Source organism: Burkholderia sp. BCC0044, from assembly GCF_902832955.1.
Classification (GTDB): domain Bacteria; phylum Pseudomonadota; class Gammaproteobacteria; order Burkholderiales; family Burkholderiaceae; genus Burkholderia.
This window is the reverse complement of sequence record NZ_CADFDO010000001.1, coordinates 98,549-119,667: the sequence shown is the minus strand read 5'-3', so window position 1 is coordinate 119,667 and position 21,119 is coordinate 98,549. Positions and strand designations below refer to the sequence as shown.

The 21,119-nt window shown below is 66.9% G+C and carries 22 protein-coding genes; 7 read left to right on the top strand and 15 right to left on the bottom strand.

What is annotated here, in order from left to right:
- Positions 1 to 21: 21 nt before the first annotated feature.
- Positions 22 to 1,275: a lipoprotein-releasing ABC transporter permease subunit gene (locus HWX14_RS00470; RefSeq protein ID WP_175881121.1), complete on the bottom strand. Its 1,254-nt coding sequence runs from the start codon at positions 1,273 to 1,275 to the stop codon at positions 22 to 24.
- Between the two features lie 150 nt (positions 1,276 to 1,425).
- Here HWX14_RS00470 and HWX14_RS00465 point away from each other — a divergent pair, with 150 nt between their 5' ends.
- The 5 genes from HWX14_RS00465 (at position 1,426) to HWX14_RS00445 (ending at position 8,148) form a co-directional block, all read left to right on the top strand.
- Positions 1,426 to 2,502 (top strand): regulator, encoded by a 1,077-nt coding sequence (locus tag HWX14_RS00465; protein WP_175881120.1) that lies wholly within the window; start codon positions 1,426 to 1,428, stop codon positions 2,500 to 2,502.
- Between the two features lie 14 nt (positions 2,503 to 2,516).
- Positions 2,517 to 4,214 carry a single-stranded-DNA-specific exonuclease RecJ gene (gene recJ, locus HWX14_RS00460; RefSeq protein WP_124623881.1) on the top strand — a complete coding sequence of 566 codons (1,698 nt, stop codon included), beginning with the start codon at positions 2,517 to 2,519 and terminating at the stop codon, positions 4,212 to 4,214.
- Between the two features lie 153 nt (positions 4,215 to 4,367).
- A protein-coding gene (gene prfB, locus HWX14_RS00455) for a peptide chain release factor 2 (protein ID WP_175881119.1) occupies positions 4,368 to 5,472 on the top strand; the annotation gives its coding sequence in 2 pieces (ribosomal slippage) (positions 4,368 to 4,448 and positions 4,450 to 5,472; 1,104 coding nt in all).
- 73 nt (positions 5,473 to 5,545) lie between these two features.
- On the top strand, positions 5,546 to 7,072 hold the full coding sequence (gene lysS, locus HWX14_RS00450; protein WP_175881118.1) for a lysine--tRNA ligase: 1,527 nt from the start codon (positions 5,546 to 5,548) through the stop codon (positions 7,070 to 7,072).
- A gap of 347 nt (positions 7,073 to 7,419) precedes the next feature.
- Positions 7,420 to 8,148: a glycine zipper 2TM domain-containing protein gene (locus HWX14_RS00445; RefSeq protein WP_175881117.1), complete on the top strand. Its 729-nt coding sequence runs from the start codon at positions 7,420 to 7,422 to the stop codon at positions 8,146 to 8,148.
- Between the two features lie 153 nt (positions 8,149 to 8,301).
- On the opposite strand, the gene iscX is transcribed toward HWX14_RS00445, so the two are convergent.
- The 12 genes from iscX to HWX14_RS00385 form a co-directional block, all read right to left on the bottom strand.
- On the bottom strand, positions 8,302 to 8,511 hold the full coding sequence (gene iscX / locus HWX14_RS00440) for a Fe-S cluster assembly protein IscX (protein WP_011352557.1): 210 nt from the start codon (positions 8,509 to 8,511) through the stop codon (positions 8,302 to 8,304).
- Between the two features lie 19 nt (positions 8,512 to 8,530).
- Complete coding sequence (fdx, locus tag HWX14_RS00435; protein WP_006478392.1) at positions 8,531 to 8,872, bottom strand: ISC system 2Fe-2S type ferredoxin; 342 nt, start codon at positions 8,870 to 8,872, stop codon at positions 8,531 to 8,533.
- Between the two features lie 87 nt (positions 8,873 to 8,959).
- Positions 8,960 to 10,828, bottom strand: a complete 1,869-nt coding sequence (gene hscA / locus HWX14_RS00430; protein ID WP_175881116.1) for a Fe-S protein assembly chaperone HscA — start codon at positions 10,826 to 10,828, stop codon at positions 8,960 to 8,962.
- Between the two features lie 54 nt (positions 10,829 to 10,882).
- The gene (gene hscB, locus HWX14_RS00425; protein WP_175881115.1) at positions 10,883 to 11,410 is read right to left on the bottom strand and encodes a Fe-S protein assembly co-chaperone HscB; all 528 of its coding nucleotides are present in this window, start codon (positions 11,408 to 11,410) and stop codon (positions 10,883 to 10,885) included.
- Positions 11,411 to 11,506: 96 nt separating this feature from the next.
- Positions 11,507 to 11,830, bottom strand: coding sequence for an iron-sulfur cluster assembly protein IscA (iscA, locus tag HWX14_RS00420; protein ID WP_011549461.1), 324 nt, complete (start codon positions 11,828 to 11,830; stop codon positions 11,507 to 11,509).
- Positions 11,831 to 11,895: 65 nt separating this feature from the next.
- A complete protein-coding gene (gene iscU, locus HWX14_RS00415) occupies positions 11,896 to 12,303 on the bottom strand; it encodes a Fe-S cluster assembly scaffold IscU (protein ID WP_006478389.1) in 408 nt (135 codons plus the stop codon).
- 67 nt (positions 12,304 to 12,370) lie between these two features.
- Positions 12,371 to 13,594 (bottom strand): IscS subfamily cysteine desulfurase, encoded by a 1,224-nt coding sequence (locus HWX14_RS00410; RefSeq protein ID WP_175881114.1) that lies wholly within the window; start codon positions 13,592 to 13,594, stop codon positions 12,371 to 12,373.
- 61 nt (positions 13,595 to 13,655) lie between these two features.
- Positions 13,656 to 14,195, bottom strand: coding sequence for a Fe-S cluster assembly transcriptional regulator IscR (iscR, locus tag HWX14_RS00405; RefSeq protein ID WP_009691731.1), 540 nt, complete (start codon positions 14,193 to 14,195; stop codon positions 13,656 to 13,658).
- A gap of 114 nt (positions 14,196 to 14,309) precedes the next feature.
- Positions 14,310 to 14,792, bottom strand: a complete 483-nt coding sequence (locus HWX14_RS00400) for a low molecular weight protein-tyrosine-phosphatase (RefSeq protein ID WP_175881113.1) — start codon at positions 14,790 to 14,792, stop codon at positions 14,310 to 14,312.
- Positions 14,793 to 14,893: 101 nt separating this feature from the next.
- Complete coding sequence (locus HWX14_RS00395; protein ID WP_175881112.1) at positions 14,894 to 15,121, bottom strand: hypothetical protein; 228 nt, start codon at positions 15,119 to 15,121, stop codon at positions 14,894 to 14,896.
- Positions 15,122 to 15,249: 128 nt separating this feature from the next.
- Positions 15,250 to 16,662, bottom strand: coding sequence for a lactate utilization protein B (locus tag HWX14_RS00390; RefSeq protein WP_175881111.1), 1,413 nt, complete (start codon positions 16,660 to 16,662; stop codon positions 15,250 to 15,252).
- Between the two features lie 35 nt (positions 16,663 to 16,697).
- Entirely contained in the window at positions 16,698 to 17,420 is a 723-nt protein-coding gene (locus HWX14_RS00385) for a (Fe-S)-binding protein (protein ID WP_175881110.1), read from the bottom strand.
- A 184-nt stretch (positions 17,421 to 17,604) separates the two neighbouring features.
- Here HWX14_RS00385 and HWX14_RS00380 point away from each other — a divergent pair, with 184 nt between their 5' ends.
- On the top strand, positions 17,605 to 18,414 hold the full coding sequence (locus HWX14_RS00380; RefSeq protein ID WP_006478384.1) for an IclR family transcriptional regulator: 810 nt from the start codon (positions 17,605 to 17,607) through the stop codon (positions 18,412 to 18,414).
- A gap of 122 nt (positions 18,415 to 18,536) precedes the next feature.
- Here HWX14_RS00380 and pbpG read toward each other — a convergent pair whose 3' ends face one another.
- Together pbpG and HWX14_RS36705 are read right to left on the bottom strand one after the other, a co-directional pair.
- Complete coding sequence (pbpG, locus tag HWX14_RS00375) at positions 18,537 to 19,703, bottom strand: D-alanyl-D-alanine endopeptidase (protein WP_175881109.1); 1,167 nt, start codon at positions 19,701 to 19,703, stop codon at positions 18,537 to 18,539.
- A gap of 232 nt (positions 19,704 to 19,935) precedes the next feature.
- Positions 19,936 to 20,070 (bottom strand): hypothetical protein, encoded by a 135-nt coding sequence (locus tag HWX14_RS36705; protein ID WP_279611796.1) that lies wholly within the window; start codon positions 20,068 to 20,070, stop codon positions 19,936 to 19,938.
- A 288-nt stretch (positions 20,071 to 20,358) separates the two neighbouring features.
- Between HWX14_RS36705 and HWX14_RS00370 the strand changes: the two genes are divergently transcribed.
- Positions 20,359 to 20,925 (top strand): phasin family protein, encoded by a 567-nt coding sequence (locus tag HWX14_RS00370; protein ID WP_006478382.1) that lies wholly within the window; start codon positions 20,359 to 20,361, stop codon positions 20,923 to 20,925.
- The last annotated feature ends 194 nt before the right edge of the window (positions 20,926 to 21,119 follow it).

Genomic DNA, 21,119 nt, shown 5'->3' with positions numbered 1-21,119 from the left:
TCCGCGATTGCGGCCGCGCGGTCATTCATAGCGGAGCGCCTCCGCCGGCTTCACCTTCGCGCCGCGCCAGCTCGGATAGAGCGTCGCGACGGCCGACAGCGCGAACGCGATCAGCCCGATCCGGATCACGTCGCTCGCGACGAGTTCGGACGGCAGCTCGCTGATGAAATACACCGACGGCGGCAGGAACTGCACGCCGAACAGGTGCTCGATCATCGGGATCAGCCACGGGATGCTCCACGCGATCAGGCAGCCGAGCGCGACGCCGGACGCGGTGCCGACGAAGCCGATCGTCACGCCCTGCACGACGAAGATCTTCATGATCGACCCCGGCTGCGCGCCGAGCGTGCGCAGGATCGCGATGTCCGCCTGCTTGTTGGTCACGGTCATCACGAGCGACGACACGAGGTTGAACGCGGCCACCGCGATGATCAGCGTGAGGATGATGAACATCATCCGCTTCTCGATCTGCACGGCCGAGAACCAGGTCTTGTTCTGCTGGGTCCAGTCGCGAATGTACAGGCTGCCCGACAGCGTATGCGACAGCTCGACCGCGACCTGCGGTGCCTTCTGCATGTCGGTGAGCCGCAGCCGCACGCCGGTCGGCGCGCTCATCCGGAACAGCGCCTCGGCGTCGCGAATATTGATCATCGCGAGCGTGCTGTCGTATTCGTAGTGGCCCGATTCGAACACGCCGACGACCGTGAACTGCTTCAGCCGCGGCATCATCCCGGCCGGCGTGATCGAGCCTTCGGGCGCGACGAGCGTGACCTTGTCGCCGACCGTCACGCCGAGGTTGCCGGCCAACGCGTCGCCGAGCACGATGCCGAACTGGCCCGGCACGAGCGCGGCGAGCTGGCCGGCCTTCATGTCCTTGCCGATGTCGGACACCTGCGGCTCGAGCGACGGTTCGACGCCGCGCAGCATCACGCCGCTCACCGCGTCCTGGCGCGTGAGCAGCGCCTGCGCGTCGACGTACGGCGCCGCGCCGATCACCGACGGATTGCGGCGCGCTTCCTGCGCGGTCAGTTGCCAGTCGGGCATCGAGCCCGTCGGCGAGAACACCTCGACGTGCGCGAGCACCGACAGCATGCGGTCGCGCACTTCCTTCTGGAAGCCGTTCATCACCGACAGCACGACGATCAGCGCCGCGACGCCGAGCGCGATCCCGAGCATCGACACGAGCGCGATGAAGGAAATGAAGCCGTTGCCGGTCGTGCGTTTGCCGGCGCGCGTGTAGCGCCAGCCGATCTGCCATTCGTACGGAAGTTTCAAGCGAATCCTTTCTGCTGGTTACGGCGGAACGCGCGCCGCGGCCGGACCGCCGCCGGGTGGCGGCCGGCAGCCCGGGCACGGTCGAAAAAACGGCCGCCGGACGCGAACGGGCCGTCAGCCGGCCCGATCACGCGCGCAGTTTGCCATACAATGCGCACCATCATGCACGACCGACGCCTCCATTTTCTCGTTCCGTTCGCGCTGCCGTCGGCGGCCGATGCGGCCTCGTCCCTGCACACGCTGGACAGCCCCGCGCTCCAAAAGTTGCTCGCCCGCGCGAGCCTCGTCGAGCGCGTGGCCGGCGAGGACTTCCAGCGCACGCTGCCGCACGAGCGCTGGCTGGCAAGCCGGTTCGGCGCCACGCAAGGCAACGCCGCCGACGAGGCGCCGCTCGCGCCCTACATGCTGCTCGCCGACGGCGGCGATCCCGGCACCCAAGCATGGGCGTGCGTCGAGCCCGTGCACGTCGAAATCGCTCACGATCACCTGGTGCTCGTCGATCCGGCGGCCCTCGCGCTCGACGACGGCGACGCGGCCGCGCTGCTCGCGGTCGCCCGGCCGCTGATCGAGGAGCTCGGCGTGCGGCTCGAAGCGCCGAACCCGGCGCGCTGGTATCTGTCGAGCGACCAACTCGCGCGCCTCGCCGGCGCCGCGCCGCTGCGCGCCAGCGGCCGCAACATCGAGATCTGGCTGCCGCACGAGGCGCACACGGGCGAGCGCTCGCGGATGTGGATGAAACTGCAGAACGAAGTGCAGATGGCGTGGTTCCAGCATCCGGTGAACGAAGCGCGCGAGGCGCGCGGACTGCCGGCCGTCAATTCGATCTGGTTCCATGCGCAGGGCACGCTGAAGCCGGTCGGCAAGCCGTTCGCCCGCGTGCTGTCCGCGTCGCCCGCCGCGCTCGGCCTCGCGCGCGCCGCGCAAACCGAAGCCGGTAGCCCGCCCGCGACGTTCGGCGCGCTGCCGGCCACCGACGGCGCGACGCTCGTCGACCTGCCGGCGCTGACCACCCCATTCATCGAGCAGGACTGGGCGCGCTGGCATGACGGGCTCGCCACGCTCGAGCGCGACTGGTTCGCGCCGGCGCTCGCCGCGCTGCAGAACGGCGAGCTGGCGGGCGTCGATGTCACGCTGTGCGGCGACACGAGCTCCGTGACGCTGCACGCGACGCGCGGCGACCTGCGCAAATTCTGGCGCCGCCGCGCGCTCGCCTCCCTGTTCGAATAACCAGCAGACCCCGAATGACCCGGATCGTTACCCGCCCCGTCGCGCCCGCCGACGCCGAAGCGCTTGCGCGCCACGGTCTGCACCCCGTCCTCGCGCGCCTGTACGCGTCGCGCGGCGTGCAGTCACCCGTCGACATCGAGACCGCGCTCGCGCGCCTCGTGCCGCCCACCGAGCTGAAAGGCTGCGCCGATGCGGCGGTGCTGCTCGCCGACGCGATCGCCGACAAGCGGCGCCTGCTGGTCGTCGCCGACTACGACTGCGACGGCGCGACCGCCTGCGCGGTCGCGGTGCGCGGCCTGCGGATGTTCGGCGCGCAGATCGACTACCTGGTGCCGAACCGCTTCGAATACGGCTACGGCCTCACGCCCGAGATCGTCGAGCTCGCGGCCGCGCGCAAGCCCGACCTGCTGATCACCGTCGACAACGGGATCGCGAGCGTCGCCGGCGTCGAAGCCGCGAACGCGCGCGGCATCGACGTGCTCGTGACCGACCACCACCTGCCCGGCGACGCGCTGCCCGCCGCGCGCGCGATCGTCAACCCGAACCAGCCCGGCTGCGCATTCCCGAGCAAGCACCTCGCGGGCGTCGGCGTGATGTTCTACGTGCTGCTCGCGCTGCGCGCCGAGCTGCGCCGCCGCGGCGCATTCGCGAGCAAGGAAGCCGAGCCGCGGCTCGACGGCTTGCTCGACCTCGTCGCGCTCGGCACCGTCGCCGACGTCGTGCGGCTCGACGGCAACAACCGCGTGCTCGTCGCGCAGGGGCTGCAGCGCATCCGCAACGGCCGCATGCAGCCGGGCGTCGCCGCGCTGTTCCGCGCCGCCGCGCGCGAAGCGCGCACCGCGTCGGGCTTCGACCTCGGCTTCGGCCTCGGCCCGCGCCTGAACGCCGCCGGGCGGCTGTCCGACATGTCACTCGGCATCGAATGCCTGATCACCGACGACATCGGCCGCGCGTGGGATCTCGCGCAGCAGCTCGACGTGATGAACCGCGAGCGCCGCGAAATCGAGGCCGGCATGCAGCAGCAGGCGCTCGCCGATCTCGCCGACGTCGATCCGGCCGACGCGTGCACGATCACGCTGTTCAATCCCGCGTGGCACCAGGGCGTGATCGGCATCGTCGCCGGCCGGCTCAAGGAAAAATTCCACCGCCCGTCGTTCACGTTCGCGCACGCCGACGACGAAGGCCGGCGGGTCAAGGGGTCCGGCCGGTCGATCGCCGGCTTCCACCTGCGCGACGCGCTCGACCTCGTGTCGAAACGCGAACCGGACCTGATCGTCGCGTTCGGCGGCCACGCGATGGCGGCCGGCCTCACGCTCGACACCGAAAACGTGCCGCGCTTCGCGGCCGCGTTCGAGGCCGTCGCGCGCGAATGGCTGTCCGACGACGCGCTCGCGCGCGTGATCGAGACCGACGGCGAACTCGAGGACGCGTACTTCACACCGCAGTTCGTCGGCCTGCTCGACGAAGCCGTGTGGGGGCAAGGCTTTCCGGCCCCGCTTTTCTCGGGCGAATTCGACGTCGTGTCGCAGTCGCTCGTGAAGGAAAAGCACCTGAAGCTGCAGCTTGCGCGCGGCCGCCAGCGCTTCAACGCGATCTGGTTCAACCACACCGAGCCGCTGCCGGCGAGCGCGCTGGTCGCGTACCGGCTCGTCGCCGATACGTGGAACGGCGTCACGCGCGTCCAGCTGATCGTCGAACACGCGGCCGGCTGAGCGGGCCGACCGTCCCGCGACGCGCCGCCGCACGCGTGCGCGCCGCGCCGGACGGGGCCGCCGACACGCATGCGGGCACCGTTTGCGTCACCGGGCAACCCCGCCGATCGGCTATAATTCCGCTTTTTTACGAAGCCGGAACAGCGAACGATCATGGAAGCGGAACGTCTCAACGCGATCGAAAGCTCCCTGCTCGACCTGCGCAATCGCGCGGGCGAGCTTCGGGGGTATCTTTGACTACGACGCCAAAGCTGCGCGTCTGACCGAAGTCAACAAGGAACTCGAAGACCCGAACGTCTGGAACGATTCGAAGAACGCCCAGGCGCTCGGCCGCGAGAAGAAGCTGCTCGAAGGCGTCGTCACGACGCTCACCGCGCTCGATAGCGACCTGCGCGATGCGCTCGACCTGTTCGAGCTGGCACGCGAGGAAGGCGACGAGGACACCCTTCTCGCGTCGGAAGACGACGCCGCGAAGCTCGCAGCGCGCGTCGGCGACATCGAGTTCCGCCGGATGTTCTCGAACCCGGCCGATCCGAACAACTGCTTCATCGACATCCAGGCCGGCGCCGGCGGCACCGAGGCCTGCGACTGGGCGTCGATGCTGCTGCGCCAGTACCTGCGCTACTGCGAGCGCAAGGGCTTCAAGGCCGAGGTGCTCGAAGAGTCCGACGGCGACGTCGCCGGCATCAAGAACGCGACGGTCAAGGTCACGGGCGAATACGCGTACGGCTTCCTGCGCACCGAAACGGGCATCCACCGCCTCGTGCGCAAGTCGCCGTTCGACTCGTCGGGCGGCCGCCATACGTCGTTCTCGTCGGTGTTCGTCTATCCGGAAATCGACGACTCGATCGAAGTCGAGATCAACCCGGCCGACCTGCGCATCGATACGTACCGCGCGTCGGGCGCGGGCGGTCAGCACATCAACAAGACCGACTCCGCGGTGCGGATCACGCACATGCCGACGGGCATCGTCGTGCAGTGCCAGAACGACCGCTCGCAGCACCGCAACCGCGCCGAAGCGATGGCGATGCTGAAGTCGCGCCTGTACGAAGTCGAAATGCGCAAGCGCCAGGCCGAGCAGGACAAGCTCGAATCGAGCAAGACCGATGTGGGCTGGGGCCACCAGATCCGCTCGTACGTGCTCGACCAGAGCCGCGTGAAGGACCTGCGCACGAACGTCGAAATGAGCAACACGCGGGCGGTGCTCGACGGCGACCTCGACGACTTCATCAGCGCGAGCCTCAAACAGGGCGTGTAAGCGCCGCGGCGCGGCCGGCCCGCGCCGCCCTTCCCGTTTGCGTTGCCGCACCCCACTCCGAATTCCGACCATCATGACCGAACCGACCCAAACGCAACCCGCCGTCACGGCGGACGACAACCAGATCATCGCCGAGCGCCGCGAGAAGCTGCGCGCGTTGCGCGAGCAAGGCGTCGCCTACCCGAACGATTTCCGGCCCGAGCACCACGCAGCCGACCTGCAGGCCAAATTCGCCGAATCGGACAAGGCCGCGCTCGAAGCGAACCCGGTCGAGGTGTCGGTGGCCGGCCGCATGATGCTCAAGCGCGTGATGGGCAAGGCGAGCTTCGCAACGGTGCAGGACGGGTCGGGCCAGATCCAGTTCTTCGTGACGCCGAACGACGTCGGCGCCGACACCTACGACGCGTTCAAGAAGTGGGACCTCGGCGACATCGTCGCCGCGCGCGGCGTGCTGTTCCGCACCAACAAGGGCGAGCTGTCGGTCCAGTGCAAGGAGTTGCGCCTGCTGTCGAAGGCGCTGCGTCCGCTGCCGGACAAGTTCCACGGCCTGTCCGACCAGGAAATGCGCTACCGCCAGCGCTACGTCGACCTGATCGTCACGCCGGAAACGCGCGACACGTTCCGCGCCCGCACGAAGACGATCGCGTCGATCCGCAAGTTCATGGACAACGCCGAGTTCATGGAAGTCGAGACGCCGATGCTGCACCCGATCCCGGGCGGCGCGGCCGCGAAGCCGTTCGTCACGCATCACAACGCGCTCGACATGCAGATGTTCCTGCGCATCGCACCGGAGCTGTACCTGAAGCGCCTGATCGTCGGCGGCTTCGAGCGCGTGTTCGAGATCAACCGCAATTTCCGGAATGAAGGCGTGTCGCCGCGTCACAACCCGGAATTCACGATGATGGAGTTCTACGCCGCGTACACCGACTACCGCTGGCTGATGGACTTCACCGAGCAGCTGATCCGCCAGGCGGCGATCGATGCGCTCGGCACCGCGACGATCCAGTACCAGGGCCGTGAGCTCGACCTCGCGAAGCCGTTCCATCGCCTGACGATCACGCAGGCGATCCAGAAGTACGCGCCGGACTACACCGACGGCCAGCTGTCGGACGACGCGTTCCTGCGCACCGAACTGAAGCGCTTCGGCGTCGACGTGTCGCAGCCGGCGTTCCTCAACGCAGGCACCGGCGCGCTGCAGCTCGCGCTGTTCGAGGAAACGGCCGAGGCGCAGCTGTGGGAACCGACCTACATCATCGACTACCCGGTCGAGGTGTCGCCGCTCGCACGCGCATCGGATACGGTGCCGGGCATCACCGAGCGTTTCGAGCTGTTCATGACCGGCCGCGAGATCGCGAACGGCTTCTCGGAGCTGAACGATCCGGAAGACCAGGCCGCGCGCTTCAAGAAGCAGGTCGAGCAGAAGGACGCGGGCGACGAGGAAGCGATGTTCTTCGACGCCGACTACATCCGCGCGCTCGAATACGGGATGCCGCCGACCGGCGGTTGCGGGATCGGCATCGACCGTCTCGTGATGCTGCTGACCGACAGCCCGACGATCCGCGACGTGCTGCTGTTCCCGCATCTGCGCCGCGAAGACTGACGGACTGCCCCGCGTGTGCGCCGCGCCCCGTGGCGCGCACGCGTCGGCTTTGTAACGACGCGTAAATCCCGCCAGCCGGCGTCCGCCGGCCTTCGATCCTCCCCCGTTTTATTCCCTCGTCGCGACGGCCTTCCCCGGGTTTTCCCGGTAGCAAGCGCCGATCCCGCGCTGCAATTCGTTACACCTTGATACGGCGCACCGCCTGGCCGTGGACGACACTCCTGTTGCGTCACCACGCATGACCACGGGACCAGAACGAGGCGCCGGAACGCCGAGTCTGCTCGCTCCCGAGCGTGGGATCCTGCTGCGGCGCAGCGCGCCGATCCGGATCGACCTTGGAGAACAAAATGGACAACCAGAATCAGACCACGCCGCAAAAGCAACGCCTCCACCCGCTGATCGCCACCGCGGCGGGCGCCGTCATCGTCGCCAGCCTCGCGGCGACGGCAGCGATCACGGGCGTCTTCCCGAAAGCCACCAGCAGCAACGAACAGAACGGCCAGACCCAGGCCGCGCTGATCGCGTCGCAGCCAGCCGTCGATACGGCCGCGGCCGCCAGCGCCGCGCTCGCCGCGCAAGCGCAGCGGCAGGCAGCGGAACAGGCTGCCGCGCAGCAGAAGGCCGCCGTCGCGCAGGCCGAGCCGAAGCCCGCGCCGCGCCCGGCTGCGCCGCACCGCCGTCACACGACCGCCCCGCAACCGCCGCAATACGCGCAGCAGCCGTCGGCGCCTGCACAAACCTACTGCCAGAGCTGCGGCACGGTCGTCGCGATCACGCAGACGCGCACGCCGGGCCAGAGCTCGGGGATCGGCGCCGTGGGCGGCGCAGCGGCCGGCGGCCTGCTCGGCAACCAGTTCGGCAACGGCAACGGCCGCACCGCGATGACGATCATCGGCGCGCTGGGCGGCGGCCTCGCCGGCAACCAGGTCGAGAAGCAGGTTCGCGCGGAAACCGACTATCAGGTGCAAGTGCAGATGGAAAGCGGCGCAACGCGTACGTTCACGTACCACAACCCGCCGCCGTTCGGCCAGGGCCAGCGCGTACGGATCGAGAACGGCACGCTGGTCGGCGCGTAAGCACCTGATCGTGTAGTCGCCGGCGTCCCCCTGCCCGCACGTCGTGTGGGGCCCGACCAAAAACGAAAACGGCTCGCGAGCAAACGCTCACGAGCCGTTTTTCATGGGCGCGGCGTGCGCCGTTGCAGCGCACGCCGTGACCGGTCGGGTTGGTCAGTCCTCGTCGTCGAAATCCGATTCGTCGATCCAGTGCGCCTGGATCGCCTCGAGGATCTTCTCGCCGGAGTGCGTCGGATCGTCGTTGAAGCCGTCGAGTTCGAGCACCCACTGGCGCAGGTCGACGAAGTTGATCCGCTGCGGGTCGATGTCCGGGTGCTTGTCCGCCAGCGCAATGGCTATTTCACGCGAATCGGTCCATTTCATCGCCTGCCTCCGGTTCCTGTCAGTGATTTTCCTTCGCGTGGTTGATCGAGTACTTCGGGATCTCGACCACCAGGTCCGAATCTTCCTTCACGATCGCCTGGCACGACAGGCGCGACGTCGGCTCGAGGCCCCACGCCTTGTCCAGCAGATCGTCCTCGTCCTCCTCGGACGGCGTCAGATCGTTGAAGCCTTCGCGGATCACCACGTGGCACGTCGTGCATGCGCACGACTTCTCGCATGCATGCTCGATCTCGATCCCGTGATCGAGCAGGTTGTCGCAGATACTCTTGCCGGGCGTCGCGTCGATCACCGCGCCGTCCGGGCACAGTTCGACGTGAGGCAGCACCACCAGTTGAGGCATGTTCGTTCCGTCAGTCAGGGTGCGGCGCCACGCGCCGCACGTTCATCATCGCGCGGGCCGTTGCCGGCCGATGCGCGGTTCGTGGGTTCAGATCTCGTCGAGCCGGCGGCCCGACAGCGCGCGCTTGATGCTCTTGTCCATCCGGCGCGCCGCGAATTCGTCGGTACCGTCGGCCAGCGCCTTGGTCGCCGCTTCGATCGCATGCGTATCGTCGCCCTGCGCGACCGCACGCAACGCCGCGGCGAGCGTATCGACCTGCGCGCGCTCGCCGGCCTCGAGCAGTTCGCCGTCGGCCGCCAGCGCGGCCTGCGTCGCCTCGAGCATCCGCTCGGCCTCGACCTGCGCTTCGCGCAGCGCGCGGGCGCGCATGTCGATTTCGGCGGTCTTGAAGCTGTCTTCCAGCATCTTCGCGATGTCGTCGTCGGCGAGGCCGTACGACGGCTTCACGACGACCGATGCCTCGACGCCCGACAGCTGCTCGCGCGCGAACACCGACAGCAGGCCGTCCGCGTCGACCTGATAGGTCACGCGAATGCGTGCGGCGCCCGCGGTCATCGGCGGAATGCCGCGCAGCTCGAAGCGCGCGAGCGACCGGCAGTCGGCGACGAGCTCGCGCTCGCCCTGCACGACGTGGATCGCCATCGCGGTCTGGCCGTCCTTGAAGGTCGTGAATTCCTGCGCACGCGCGATCGGAATCGTCGAGTTGCGCGGAATGATCTTCTCGACGAGGCCGCCCATCGTCTCGACACCGAGCGACAGCGGGATCACGTCGAGCAGCAGCCAGTCGTCGCCGGTGCCGCGATTGCCCGCGAGCAGGTCGGCCTGGATCGCCGCGCCGAGCGCGACGACCTGGTCCGGATCGAGGTTCACGAGCGGCGGCTGGCCGAAATACTTGGCGACCGCGTCGCGGATCACCGGCATGCGCGTCGCGCCGCCGACGAGCACGACACCCTTGATGTCGGCCGGCGTGACCTGCGCATCGCGCAACGCCTTGCGGGTCGGCGTGAGCGTGCGCTGCACGAGCGGCTCGACGAGCGATGCGAAGGTGTCGTGCGAAATCATCTGCACGAGGTGCGCGCCGCTCGACAGCGTCACGTCGAGCGCCGCTTCCGGCGCCGACGACAGCGCTTCCTTCAGCACGCGCACGCGATCGAGCAGCAGGCGCACGTCCTCGGGCGCGAGCGTCTTCGCGTCGATACCGGCCTGCGCGAGCACGTGACCGAACAGCGCGTGGTCGAAATCGTCGCCGCCGAGCGCGGAATCGCCGCCCGCGGCCAGCACTTCGAACACGCCCTTCGTCAGCTTCAGGATCGACAGGTCGAACGTGCCGCCGCCGAGGTCGTACACCGCATAAAGGCCTTCGGCCGCGTTGTCGAGACCATAGGCGATCGCCGCGGCGGTCGGTTCGTTCAGCAGGCGCAGCACGTTGAGGCCCGCGAGACGCGCGGCGTCCTTGGTCGCCTGACGCTGCGCATCGTCGAAATACGCGGGCACCGTGATCACCGCGCCGACCAGATCGTCGCCGAGCGAATCCTCGGCGCGATAACGCAGCGTCGCGAGAATCTCGGCCGACACTTCGACCGGGCTCTTCACGCCGTCGATCGTGCGGATCTGCACCATGCCCGGCGCATCGACGAATTCGTACGGCGCATTCGCCGCGCCTTCGACCTCGGCCTTGCCGCGGCCCATGAAGCGCTTGACCGACACGATCGTGTTGCGCGGATCGGTCGCGGCCTGCTCCTTCGCTTCGTGGCCGATGCGGCGGCCGCCCTTCTCGAGGTAACGGACCACCGACGGCAGCAGCACGCGGCCCGCTTCGTCCGGCAGGACTTCGGGCACGCTGTTGCGCACGGCGGCGACAAGCGAGTTCGTCGTGCCGAGATCGATCCCGACGGCGAGTCGCCGCTGGTGCGGCGCCGGCGCCATGCCCGGTTCGGAAATTTGCAGTAAAGCCATCTTGGTTCGTTCGGGCGCTCGGCCCGTTTGCTGCGCGTGCCGCAAGGCACGCGGTTAAGTTTCGAGGCGCTCGATCTGCGCGCCCACTTCCGACGCGACCCGTTCGATGAACATCAGCTGACGCACGGCTTCCGCGGCGGCCTGGTCGACCCCGCTGTCGAGCAGCGTGCCGAGGCGCTCGACGCGCACGCGCTTCTCGTCGCGCAGCTCGGCGAGCAATGCATCGAGCGCGTCGACGTTGCGGGCGGCCGCGGCATCCTCGATGCCCTCGCGCCACTCCATCTGCTGCATCAGAAACGCAGGCTCCATCGCCGTGTTGTTTTCCGCGCCGATGTCGACGCCGCGCAGCGACAGCAGATAGGACGCGCGCTTCAGCGGATCGCGCAGCGTGCGGTACGCCTCGTTCGCGCGGGTCGCCCATTGCATCGCGATGCGCTTTTGCGCATCGCCGGCCGCCGCGAAACGGTCGGGGTGCACCTGCGTCTGCACCGTCCGGTAGGCGGCATCGAGCGCCGTCTCGTCCAGCGCGAACTGCGCCGGCAGGTGAAACAGGTCGAAATGGCTGTCTTTCAGCGAAACCATCGTCGCGTTCAATTCCGGTTCGTCGCGCGGCAAACGCCGCACATTAAAAAGGCGGCCCGTGCCGCCTGTTGCCCGCATCGCGCGGAGGGAGCCGCGTCACACGCGGAACGATTCCCCGCACCCGCACTCGTCCTTCACGTTCGGGTTGTTGAACTTGAACCCTTCGTTCAGGCCTTCGCGGGCGAAGTCGAGCTCGGTGCCGTCGATATAGGCGAGGCTCTTCGGATCGACGACGACCTTCACGCCATGGCTCTCGAACACCTGATCCTCCGGAGCCAGATCGTCGACATACTCGAGCTTGTACGCGAGCCCCGAGCACCCGGTCGTACGAACGCCAAGCCGCAGGCCCACACCCTTGCCGCGACGGACGAGGTATTTCTGGACGTGCTGTGCTGCTTTTTCGGTCAGTGTAATTGCCATGATGTCCTTGCCGCGGCGCGCCACCGGGGCCCGCCGCGTTTCCTTCCCTAGCCGCTCGATGCCGCTCAGGCTGCTGCCTGATCGCTTTCCTTGGTGTCGTGGCGCTTCTTGTAGTCGGCCACGGCTGCCTTGATCGCGTCTTCCGCGAGGATCGAGCAGTGAATCTTCACCGGCGGCAGCGCGAGTTCCTCGGCGATCTGCGTGTTCTTGATCGACAGTGCCTCGTCGAGCGTCTTGCCCTTCACCCATTCGGTGACGAGCGAGCTCGATGCGATCGCCGAACCGCAACCGTAGGTCTTGAACTTCGCGTCTTCGATCACGCCGTCCGCGCCGACGCGGATCTGCAGCTTCATCACGTCGCCGCATGCCGGCGCGCCGACCATGCCCGTGCCGACCGTGTCGTCGTCCTTCGCGAACGAACCGACGTTGCGCGGGTTTTCGTAGTGATCCAGAACCTTGTTGCTGTAAGACATGACTCAGACTCCTTGACTCGTTACGTCTGCGTGCGTCAATCCGCCCGCGGTTGTATTCAATGCGGTATCAGTGTGCAGCCCATTCGATCGTCGACAGATCGATGCCTTCCTGGTGCATTTCCCAGAGCGGCGACAGTTCGCGCAGCTTCGCGATCTTGCTGTTCAGCAGGTTGATCACGAAGTCGACTTCCTGCTCCGTCGTGAAACGGCCGACCGTGAAGCGGATCGAGCTGTGCGCGAGCTCGTCGTTGCGGCCGAGCGCGCGCAGCACGTACGACGGCTCCAGCGACGCCGACGTGCACGCGGAACCCGACGACACCGCGACGTCCTTGATCGCCATGATCAGCGACTCGCCTTCGACGAAGTTGAAGCTGATGTTCAGGTTGTGCGGGACACGCTGATCCATGTCGCCGTTCACGTAGGTTTCCTCGATCTGCGACAGGCCGCGCAGCAGCTTGTCGCGCAGCATGCGGATGCGCTCGTTCTCGGTCGCCATTTCCTCGCGCGCGATGCGGAACGCCTCGCCCATGCCGACGATCTGGTGCGTCGGCAGCGTGCCCGAACGCATGCCGCGCTCGTGACCGCCGCCGTGCATCTGCGCTTCGATACGCACGCGCGGCTTGCGACGCACATACAGCGCGCCGATGCCCTTCGGGCCGTAGGTCTTGTGTGCCGAGAACGACATCAGGTCGACCTTCAGCTTCGCAAGGTCGATCCCGACCTTGCCGGTCGACTGCGCGGCATCGACGTGGAACACGATGCCCTTCTCGCGGCAGATTTCACCGATCGTCTCGATGTCCTGGATCACGCCGATCTCGTTGTTCACGTGCATCACCGACACGAGGATCGTGTCCGGGCGCAGCGCGGCCTTGAACACGTCGAGGTCGATCAGGCCGTCGTCCTTCACGTCGAGGTAGGTGACTTCGAAACCGTCGCGCTCGAGCTCGCGGCAGGTGTCGAGCACGGCCTTGTGCTCGGTCTTCACCGTGATGATGTGCTTGCCCTTGCCCTTGTAGAAGTTCGCGGCGCCCTTGATCGCGAGGTTGTCCGACTCGGTGGCGCCCGACGTCCAGATGATCTCGCGCGGATCGGCGTTCACGAGTGCGGCCACCTGTTCGCGCGCTTCCTCGACCGCACGCTCCGCGTCCCAGCCGTAAGCGTGGCTGCGCGACGCCGGGTTGCCGAACTGCTCGCGCAGGTACGGCACCATCTTGTCGACCACGCGCGGATCGACGGGCGTCGTCGCGCTGTAATCCATATAGATGGGCAGGTGGAGAGTCTCTTGGGTCATCTGTCGCTCCGGGTATTCTGTGCAGGGACTATGTGCGTTATGGGGTATGGCGCCTTCGCGCTCACGAACTCGCGATGTTGAACACCGAATTGGGACCGAGCGGCATCGTGCGCACGGGCTCGGCCGGTGCGGCGACGGGCTCCGGCGTGCGACGGTCGCGCAGCACCGCAGGCGCGCCCTCGCGTGCGCGCTGCTGATCGACGAGATCCTGCAGCGACACCGAATCGAGGTATTCGACCATCTTCTGGTTCAGCGTCGACCACAGCTCGTGCGTCATGCAATGGCCGTCGGGCTGCTTCGAGCCGTCGCACGTGCCTTTGCCGCCGCACTGCGTGGCGTCGAGCGGTTCATCGACCGCGATGATGATGTCGGCGACGGTGACGTCCTGCGCGCGACGCGCGAGGTTGTAGCCGCCGCCCGGGCCGCGCACGGATTCGACGATTTCATGCCTGCGCAGCTTGCCGAACAGCTGTTCGAGATACGAGAGCGAAATCCGCTGGCGCTGGCTGATGCCTGCAAGCGTCACCGGGCCCTGCTCCTGGCGCAGTGCCAAGTCAATCATCGCCGTGACGGCGAAACGGCCTTTGGTGGTGAGTCTCATGGTGTCTAGGGGACTGCAATCTTGACGATTTTGGTCAAGTATAAATATTTGACGTTTTTAGTCAAGTATCCATGTCTTTGAAAGGGTATTCGCAGACCGCTGAATACCGCGTGATCAGTGCTCCGTGCGGGCCCGAAGCGTCTCGAGCAGGCCCGCGCAGGCGCGCTCGACCTGGTCGAGCACCTGCTCGAAGCCCTGCGCGCCGCCGAAATACGGATCGGCCACTTCGGTTTCGGTCGCGCCCGGCGCGAATTCCATCAGCAGGCACACCTTGTCGCGATACTGCGGCGGGCAGCGGCGGCGCAGCTCGGCGAGATTCGCTTCGTCCATCGCGAGCAGCAGATCGAACTGCTCGAAATCCGCCGCGCTCACCTGTCGCGCGCGCAGCGCCGACAGATCGTAGCCGCGGCTGCTGGCCGCCGCCTGCGCACGCGCGTCGGGCGGCTCGCCCACGTGCCAGTCGCCGGTGCCGGCCGAATCGATCGCGATCCGGTCGGCCAGCGCGGCCGCGTCGACCTGGTGGCGCATCACACCCTCCGCGGTGGGCGAACGGCAGATATTGCCGAGACAGACGAAACAGATCGCAACGCGGGTCATCGCACTATCGAAAAGCCGCGGCGGACCGCGTGGGAGAAGAACACGCCATTATACAAAGGCGACCGAAATCGCGCCGCCGCGCAAAGCGACGGCGCCCTGCCTTACAGCGCCTTCGGCACCGCGAGCGCCATGTCGCCGGACGCCGCCGGCAGCGGCTGCGCCGCGTCGCCGACCAGCCCGAACGACACCGCGCGCGCCAGTTCGGCGGACGCCTGGTGAACCGCGAGCGGGCCGCGCGACGGCGCACCGGCCATCGCATGCAGATAGGCAACCGCTGCCAGCGGAACCACGATTGCCAGCGGCCAGTACATCGATATTGTCTTTTTCATGATGCGGACCTCGTTGACCTCGTACCCCGAAACCCAATTCCGGGGACTACAGACGACATTCTATAGACCGCATCTATCGAGATAAATATGCAAATAGCGAACGCACTGTTGCCGCCCGCTGAACAGTGTCAGCCGAGATGACTTTGCGACGCCGCGTACAGCTCGCGGAACGTGCGTCCAGTCGGTGTCGGCATGTCGCGCGTATCCATCCAGCCGCCCATCATCGGCAGGCGTCGCAGCATGCCGCCGTCGCCGCCCAGCCGTTCGAGGACGCGCACCGCGAGCTTCGTCGTCAGCGCATACAGCATCGGCCGCCGGGCGAAGAAGCCCCACGCGGCGAGCGCCGCGCGCTCGCGCCACGGCCGCAGGTGGCGCTCGACCTGCTTCTCGCGCAGCGTGCGCAACAGGTGCGACAACGGAATCCCGGCCGGGCACACGCTGTCGCATTCGCCGCACAGCGTCGCCGCCTGCGGCAGGTCGAGCGTGCGGTCGAGCCCGACGTAGCTCGGCGTCAGCACCGATCCCATCGGCCCCGGATAGACCCAGCCGTACGCATGACCGCCGACCTTCTGGTACACCGGGCAATGGTTCATGCACGCGCCGCAGCGGATGCAACGCAGCATCTCCTGGAATTCGCCGCCGATCAGGCCCGTGCGGCCGCCGTCGACGAGCACCACGTAGTTGTGCTCGGGACCGTCTTCGTCTCCCGGCCCGCGCGGCCCGGTCAGCAGCGAGAAATAGTTCGACGTCTTCTGCCCGGTCGCGGAACGCGGCAGCAGCCGCATCGCGGTCGCGAGATCCTCGAGGGTCGGCAGCACCTTCTCGATGCCCGTCACCGCGACATGCACGCGCGGCATGACCGTGCACATGCCCTCGTTCCCTTCGTTCGTCACGATCGCGACCGAGCCCGTTTCCGCGATCACGAAGTTGCCGCCCGTCACGCCCATGTCGGCCGACATGAAATGCGGGCGCAGCACCTCGCGCGCCTCGCGCGTCATGTCCGGGATCTCGGTGAGCCGCGCGCGCTGATGCGTGCGCGCGAACAGGTCGGCGATCTCGTCCTTGTCCTTGTGCACGACAGGCGCAATGATGTGGCTCGGCGGCTCGTTGTCGTTGATCTGCAGGATGTATTCGCCGAGGTCCGTCTCGATCGACTGCACGCCCATCTCGGCGAGCACCGCGTTCAGGCGCATTTCCTCCGACACCATCGACTTGGTCTTGATGACCTTCTTCACGTCGTGCCGGCGCGCGATGTCGGCCACGAGCCGCGCGGCGTCCGCGGTCGTTTCGGCGAACAGCACCGTCGTGCCGCGCCGCGTCGCCTCGCGCTCGAACGCCTCGAGCCACACGTCGAGATTCTCCAGCGCGCGGTTGCGGCGCGCCTTGAGCGCGGCGCGCGTGGCCGGGAAGTCGATCGTGGTCATCGCGTCGGCGCGCGCGGACACGAACTTCGTCGACAGCTTCTTCAGGTTCTGCTGCAGGCGCTGGTCGGCCAGCTTCTGGCCGGCACGCGCCTTGAAATGCATCGATTGGACTTGCATCGCGGTATCGGGGGAAAAGTGAGCGGAACCGGGCGTCAGACGTCGCCCGCCAGCACCTGCGCGACGTGCAGCACGCGCGTGTCGCGGTCGCCGGTGCGGCGCAACCGCCCTTCGATGTTCAGCATGCAGCCGAGATCGCCGAGCACGACGGTGCCCGCGCCCGATGCGCGTACGTTCGCGCACTTTTCGTCAGCGATGGCCGCCGAGATGTCGCCGTACTTGACCGAGAACGTGCCGCCGAAGCCGCAGCAGTGCTCGCAGTCCTTCATCTCGGTCACCGCGACGCCCCGCTGCGCGAGCAGCGCGCGCGGCTGCGCCTTCACGCCGAGCTCGCGCAGGCCCGAGCACGAATCGTGATAGGTGACCGGCCCGGCGAATTCGCCCGGCGCGAGCGACACCTTCGCGACGTTCGCGAGGAAATCGGTCAGTTCGTGGACTTTCTGCTGGAACCGCGTGTAGCGCCCCATCAGTTCGGGATCGTCGCGGAACAGGTCGCCGTAGTGCGCGCGGATCATCCCGCCGCACGAACCCGATGGCGCGACGACGTAATCGAATGACTCGAACTCGCGCAGCGTCTTCTCCGCGAGGTCGCGCGCGAGCGCGCGGTCGCCCGAGTTGTAGGCCGGCTGGCCGCAACAGGTCTGCGCGGGCGGCACGATCACCTCGTAGCCGGCGTCGCGAATCAGCTTGAGCGCCGAAAAGCCGATTTCGGGGCGCATCAGGTCGACCAGGCAGGTCACGAACAAACCGACTCGCATACGTGCTCCTTCGAGAAAACGGCTCTCATTATCCGACGTTTGGCTGGCAAGACCAACGCCGGCCCGCACGCAAGCCCGCGGTGCGCGAAACGAGGACTTCCTCGAACGGCGTTCGCTTTTTTCACGATACGAGATACAATCGATCCAACACCGCTTGACGCGTCAACCGATTCCTCCCCCCGACATGAGCCAACCCACCCCGGATTCAAAAACGTCGATCCAGGTGATCGAACGCATGATGCGGTTGCTGGACGCGCTCGCCGCGCACAGCGACCCCGTCAGCCTGAAGGAACTTGCGCAGCGCACGGAACTGCACCCGTCGACCGCGCACCGCATCCTCAACGACATGGTGACCTGCCGCCTCGTCGACCGCTCCGATCCCGGCACCTACCGCCTCGGCATGCGGCTGCTCGAGCTCGGCAATCTCGTGAAGGCGCGCCTGTCGGTGCGCGACGCGGCGCTGATGCCGATGCGCGAGCTGCACCGCCTCACCGGGCAGACCGTGAACCTGTCGGTGCGCCAGGGCGACGAGATCGTCTACATCGAGCGCGCGTATTCCGAGCGCTCGGGGATGCAGGTCGTCCGCGCGATCGGCGGCCGCGCGCCGCTGCACCTCACGTCGGTCGGCAAGCTGTTCCTCGCGGCCGACGAAACGTCGCGCGTGCGTGCGTATGCGACGCGCACGGGGCTGTCCGGCCATACGCAGAACAGCATCACCGATATCGCAAAACTCGAGCGCGAGCTGACGATCGTCCGCCAGCAATCGTGCGCGCGCGACAACGAGGAACTCGAGCTTGGCGTGCGCTGTATCGCGGCCGGCATCTACGACGATTCGGGCAAGCTCGTCGCGGGGCTGTCGCTGTCGGCGCCGGCCGACCGGCTGCAGGACGCGTGGCTCGGCCAGTTGAGCCGGACGGCGCTCACCATCTCGGAATCGCTCGGCTACCGGCCGGCGCCGGAGAAGGACGTGGACGGGCTGCAGCGGCAAGCGTAAGCCGCGCCGTCGTTCCGGTTCCGCGCCCGGTTTCGGTTTCGCCGGACAAAAAAAGCCCCGCGATTGCGGGGCTTTTTCGTTGCAGCGACCGGCGCGGTACGGCGGCGAACCGCCGCACACGATCAGGTGCCGCCAGCCGGCGTGTTGGCCGCCGTCAGGCGTTCGCCGCCGCCGGCATCGAGCCAGTTGCGCAGACGCGATGCGTCGGCGAAGCGCGAGTACTTGCCGAACGAATCGAGCAGCACCATCACCATCGGCCGGCCGTGGATCGTCGCCTGCATCACCAGGCATTCGCCCGCTTCGTTGATGAAGCCCGTCTTCTGCAGGCCGATGTCCCACGAGCCGTTGCCGCGGATCAGCGCGTTGGTGCTGTTGTAGACCAGGTTGCGCTTGCCCGTGTACACCTCGTAGGTGCGATCGGTCGAGAACTGGCGGATCATCGGGTACTGGTACGCCGCATTGACCATCTTCACGAGGTCGCGCGCGCTCGACACGTTCGAGCTCGACAGCCCGGTCGAATTCTCGAAGTGCGTGTCGGTCATCCCGAGCGCCTTCGCCTTCGCGTTCATCGCCGCGATGAACGCCGGACGGCCGCCCGGGTAGTAGCGCGACAGCGCTGCCGCCGCGCGGTTTTCCGACGCCATCAGCGCGATGTGCAGCATGTCCTCGCGTGACAGCACCGAGCCGACCGACAGGCGCGAGCCCGTGCCCTTCTCGTAGTCGCGGTCTTCGTCGGTGACTTCGAGCGAATCGGTCATCGGCGACTTCGAGTCGAGCACGACCATTGCCGTCATCAGCTTCGAGATCGACGCGATCGGCACGACCGCGTGCGAATTCTTGTCGAACAGCGGCTCGCCGGAATTCTGGTCGACGACGTACGCGACGCTCGAGCGCAGCGCGAGCGCGTCGGGCGTGTCGTGCAGGCCGAACGCCTGGCCGACCGTCGGACGGCGCGGCTGGAACGCGACCTTGCGCACCGCGCCGCGATGGCCGCCATGCAGGTTGTTCGCCGCGAGCGTCACGCGCTTGCGCGACGCTTTCGCGCGCGGCGCATCGGCCTCGGCGACCTTGGCGGATTTGTCGGACGTCGCCCTGGCCGACTTCTTCTTCGCTGACGAAGCAGGAGCGACGGCCTTTTTCTTGGCGGCTTGGGTCTTCGCAGTGGCGGCGAAGGCGTCAGCAGGCGTGATGGTCGCGGTGGTCGCCAGCAACGCGACTGCGACCGACACAGCGGTGCCGAGCGTCATGCTCTGCAACAATCTGCGCGGTGAAAACGATTCGGCTTTCATTGGGGTCTGGACAAAGCGGGCGGGAGGTTTCCGCAAGTGTAGTTAAAGCTGAAAAAAAGAGCAATATTAGGCACTTACCGATCGTCTTTAAACCGGAATGTAAGAGTCGGCCAACCTCAGGCCAATCGACCCTTCCGCTCCCATCGAAAAAATCGATGGAAGGCACTGCCCGACAGCGCCCGTCTCCCGATTACCGCACGGTTAATTGAGATAACGTCACTTCGGAGGCGATTTAAAGCGGGGAAAGTACGTATCCGGTGCTCGGCGTGCCAAAGGCGCCGGTCTCGACCGTGGCGGCGGCACGTCGCCACGGCACGCGCATCGAAACGGCGCGTTTTTCGACAGGAACAGAAGGATAACGTTCCATGGGCCTGTCAGGTTTACCTGCGCATGATCATGGTGCGGCGCGCTTGCCCCGCCGTCGTGCGCACCATGTGGGAACACGCCTGAAACCGATTCCGAACGACCGCGATAACTCGTTGTTTTATCGATAATTTGTCGCGATTGTGCAACGCACAAAAAGTGCTTGACATCCGTGCGCGCTGCCCTAAAATAGGCCTCATTGCTGCGTTGCACAAAGCACCGCGGCGCCGAAGTTCCCCAGCGTAGTGCCCTTTATCCTGCGATCGACGCGATCGCTTTTCAGGAGCCTGACATGTCCTTGCTGACCCCCGAGCAAATCGCCGCCGCCCAGAAAGCCAACCTCGAAAGCCTGTTCGGTCTGACGACCAAGGCATTCGAAGGCGTCGAAAAGCTGATCGAACTCAACCTGCAAGTCGTGAAGTCGACGCTGACCGAGAGCCAGGAAAACGCACAGCGCCTGCTGTCGGTGAAGGACGCGCAGGAACTGATCGCGCTGCAGGCGAGCCTGTCGCAGCCGGTCGCGGAAAAGGTGCTGTCGTACGGCCGTCACCTGTACGAAATCGCATCGTCGACGCAAGCCGAGTTCGCGAAGGTCGCCGAAGCGCAATTCGAAGAGCAGAACAAGAAGGTCCAGGCACTCGTCGACAACGTCGCGAAGAACGCCCCGGCCGGTTCGGAAACGGCTGTCGCCGCCCTGAAGTCGGCACTGAACGCTGCGAACACCACGTACGAAACGGTTCAGAAGGCCACGAAGCAAGCGGTGGAAATCGCTGAAACGAACTTCAACGCCGCTGCTGCCGTCGCAACGAAGGCTGCCACCGCCGCTGCCGCACGTCGTTCGAGCAAGCCGGCCGCGTAAGCGTCCCCTGCTCCTGAAAGAGCCGCGCCCAGCGCGGCTTTTTCGTTTCTGGCGCCGGAAGAATGCGTGCGGGCGGCAACGATCCGCCACGATCGAGCCCGTCGCGCACTATACAAAAGAAAACGCCGCCGCCCGGTTTACCCGAGCGGCGGCGTTTTTTCGTGGCCGGCGCGTGGCCGGCCGTGCCGATCGCG

Excerpts from the sequence above, each read along its gene's own strand:
- HWX14_RS00380 (WP_006478384.1), top strand. The coding sequence starts at position 17,605 with ATGAGCCAACCCACCCCGGATTCAAAAACGTCGATCCAGGTGATCGAA.
- hscB (WP_175881115.1), bottom strand. The coding sequence starts at position 11,410 with ATGGTTTCGCTGAAAGACAGCCATTTCGACCTGTTTCACCTGCCGGCG.
- HWX14_RS00390 (WP_175881111.1), bottom strand. The coding sequence starts at position 16,662 with ATGCAAGTCCAATCGATGCATTTCAAGGCGCGTGCCGGCCAGAAGCTG.
- HWX14_RS00465 (WP_175881120.1), top strand. The coding sequence starts at position 1,426 with ATGCGCACCATCATGCACGACCGACGCCTCCATTTTCTCGTTCCGTTC.
- hscA (WP_175881116.1), bottom strand. The coding sequence starts at position 10,828 with ATGGCTTTACTGCAAATTTCCGAACCGGGCATGGCGCCGGCGCCGCAC.
- iscR (WP_009691731.1), bottom strand. The coding sequence starts at position 14,195 with ATGAGACTCACCACCAAAGGCCGTTTCGCCGTCACGGCGATGATTGAC.
- HWX14_RS00385 (WP_175881110.1), bottom strand. The coding sequence starts at position 17,420 with ATGCGAGTCGGTTTGTTCGTGACCTGCCTGGTCGACCTGATGCGCCCC.
- lysS (WP_175881118.1), top strand. The coding sequence starts at position 5,546 with ATGACCGAACCGACCCAAACGCAACCCGCCGTCACGGCGGACGACAAC.
- HWX14_RS00395 (WP_175881112.1), bottom strand. The coding sequence starts at position 15,121 with ATGAAAAAGACAATATCGATGTACTGGCCGCTGGCAATCGTGGTTCCG.
- recJ (WP_124623881.1), top strand. The coding sequence starts at position 2,517 with ATGACCCGGATCGTTACCCGCCCCGTCGCGCCCGCCGACGCCGAAGCG.
- HWX14_RS00410 (WP_175881114.1), bottom strand. The coding sequence starts at position 13,594 with ATGACCCAAGAGACTCTCCACCTGCCCATCTATATGGATTACAGCGCG.
- pbpG (WP_175881109.1), bottom strand. The coding sequence starts at position 19,703 with ATGAAAGCCGAATCGTTTTCACCGCGCAGATTGTTGCAGAGCATGACG.
- iscX (WP_011352557.1), bottom strand. The coding sequence starts at position 8,511 with ATGAAATGGACCGATTCGCGTGAAATAGCCATTGCGCTGGCGGACAAG.
- iscU (WP_006478389.1), bottom strand. The coding sequence starts at position 12,303 with ATGTCTTACAGCAACAAGGTTCTGGATCACTACGAAAACCCGCGCAAC.
- fdx (WP_006478392.1), bottom strand. The coding sequence starts at position 8,872 with ATGCCTCAACTGGTGGTGCTGCCTCACGTCGAACTGTGCCCGGACGGC.
- HWX14_RS00400 (WP_175881113.1), bottom strand. The coding sequence starts at position 14,792 with ATGACCCGCGTTGCGATCTGTTTCGTCTGTCTCGGCAATATCTGCCGT.
- HWX14_RS36705 (WP_279611796.1), bottom strand. The coding sequence starts at position 20,070 with ATGGAACGTTATCCTTCTGTTCCTGTCGAAAAACGCGCCGTTTCGATG.
- HWX14_RS00445 (WP_175881117.1), top strand. The coding sequence starts at position 7,420 with ATGGACAACCAGAATCAGACCACGCCGCAAAAGCAACGCCTCCACCCG.
- iscA (WP_011549461.1), bottom strand. The coding sequence starts at position 11,830 with ATGGCAATTACACTGACCGAAAAAGCAGCACAGCACGTCCAGAAATAC.
- HWX14_RS00370 (WP_006478382.1), top strand. The coding sequence starts at position 20,359 with ATGTCCTTGCTGACCCCCGAGCAAATCGCCGCCGCCCAGAAAGCCAAC.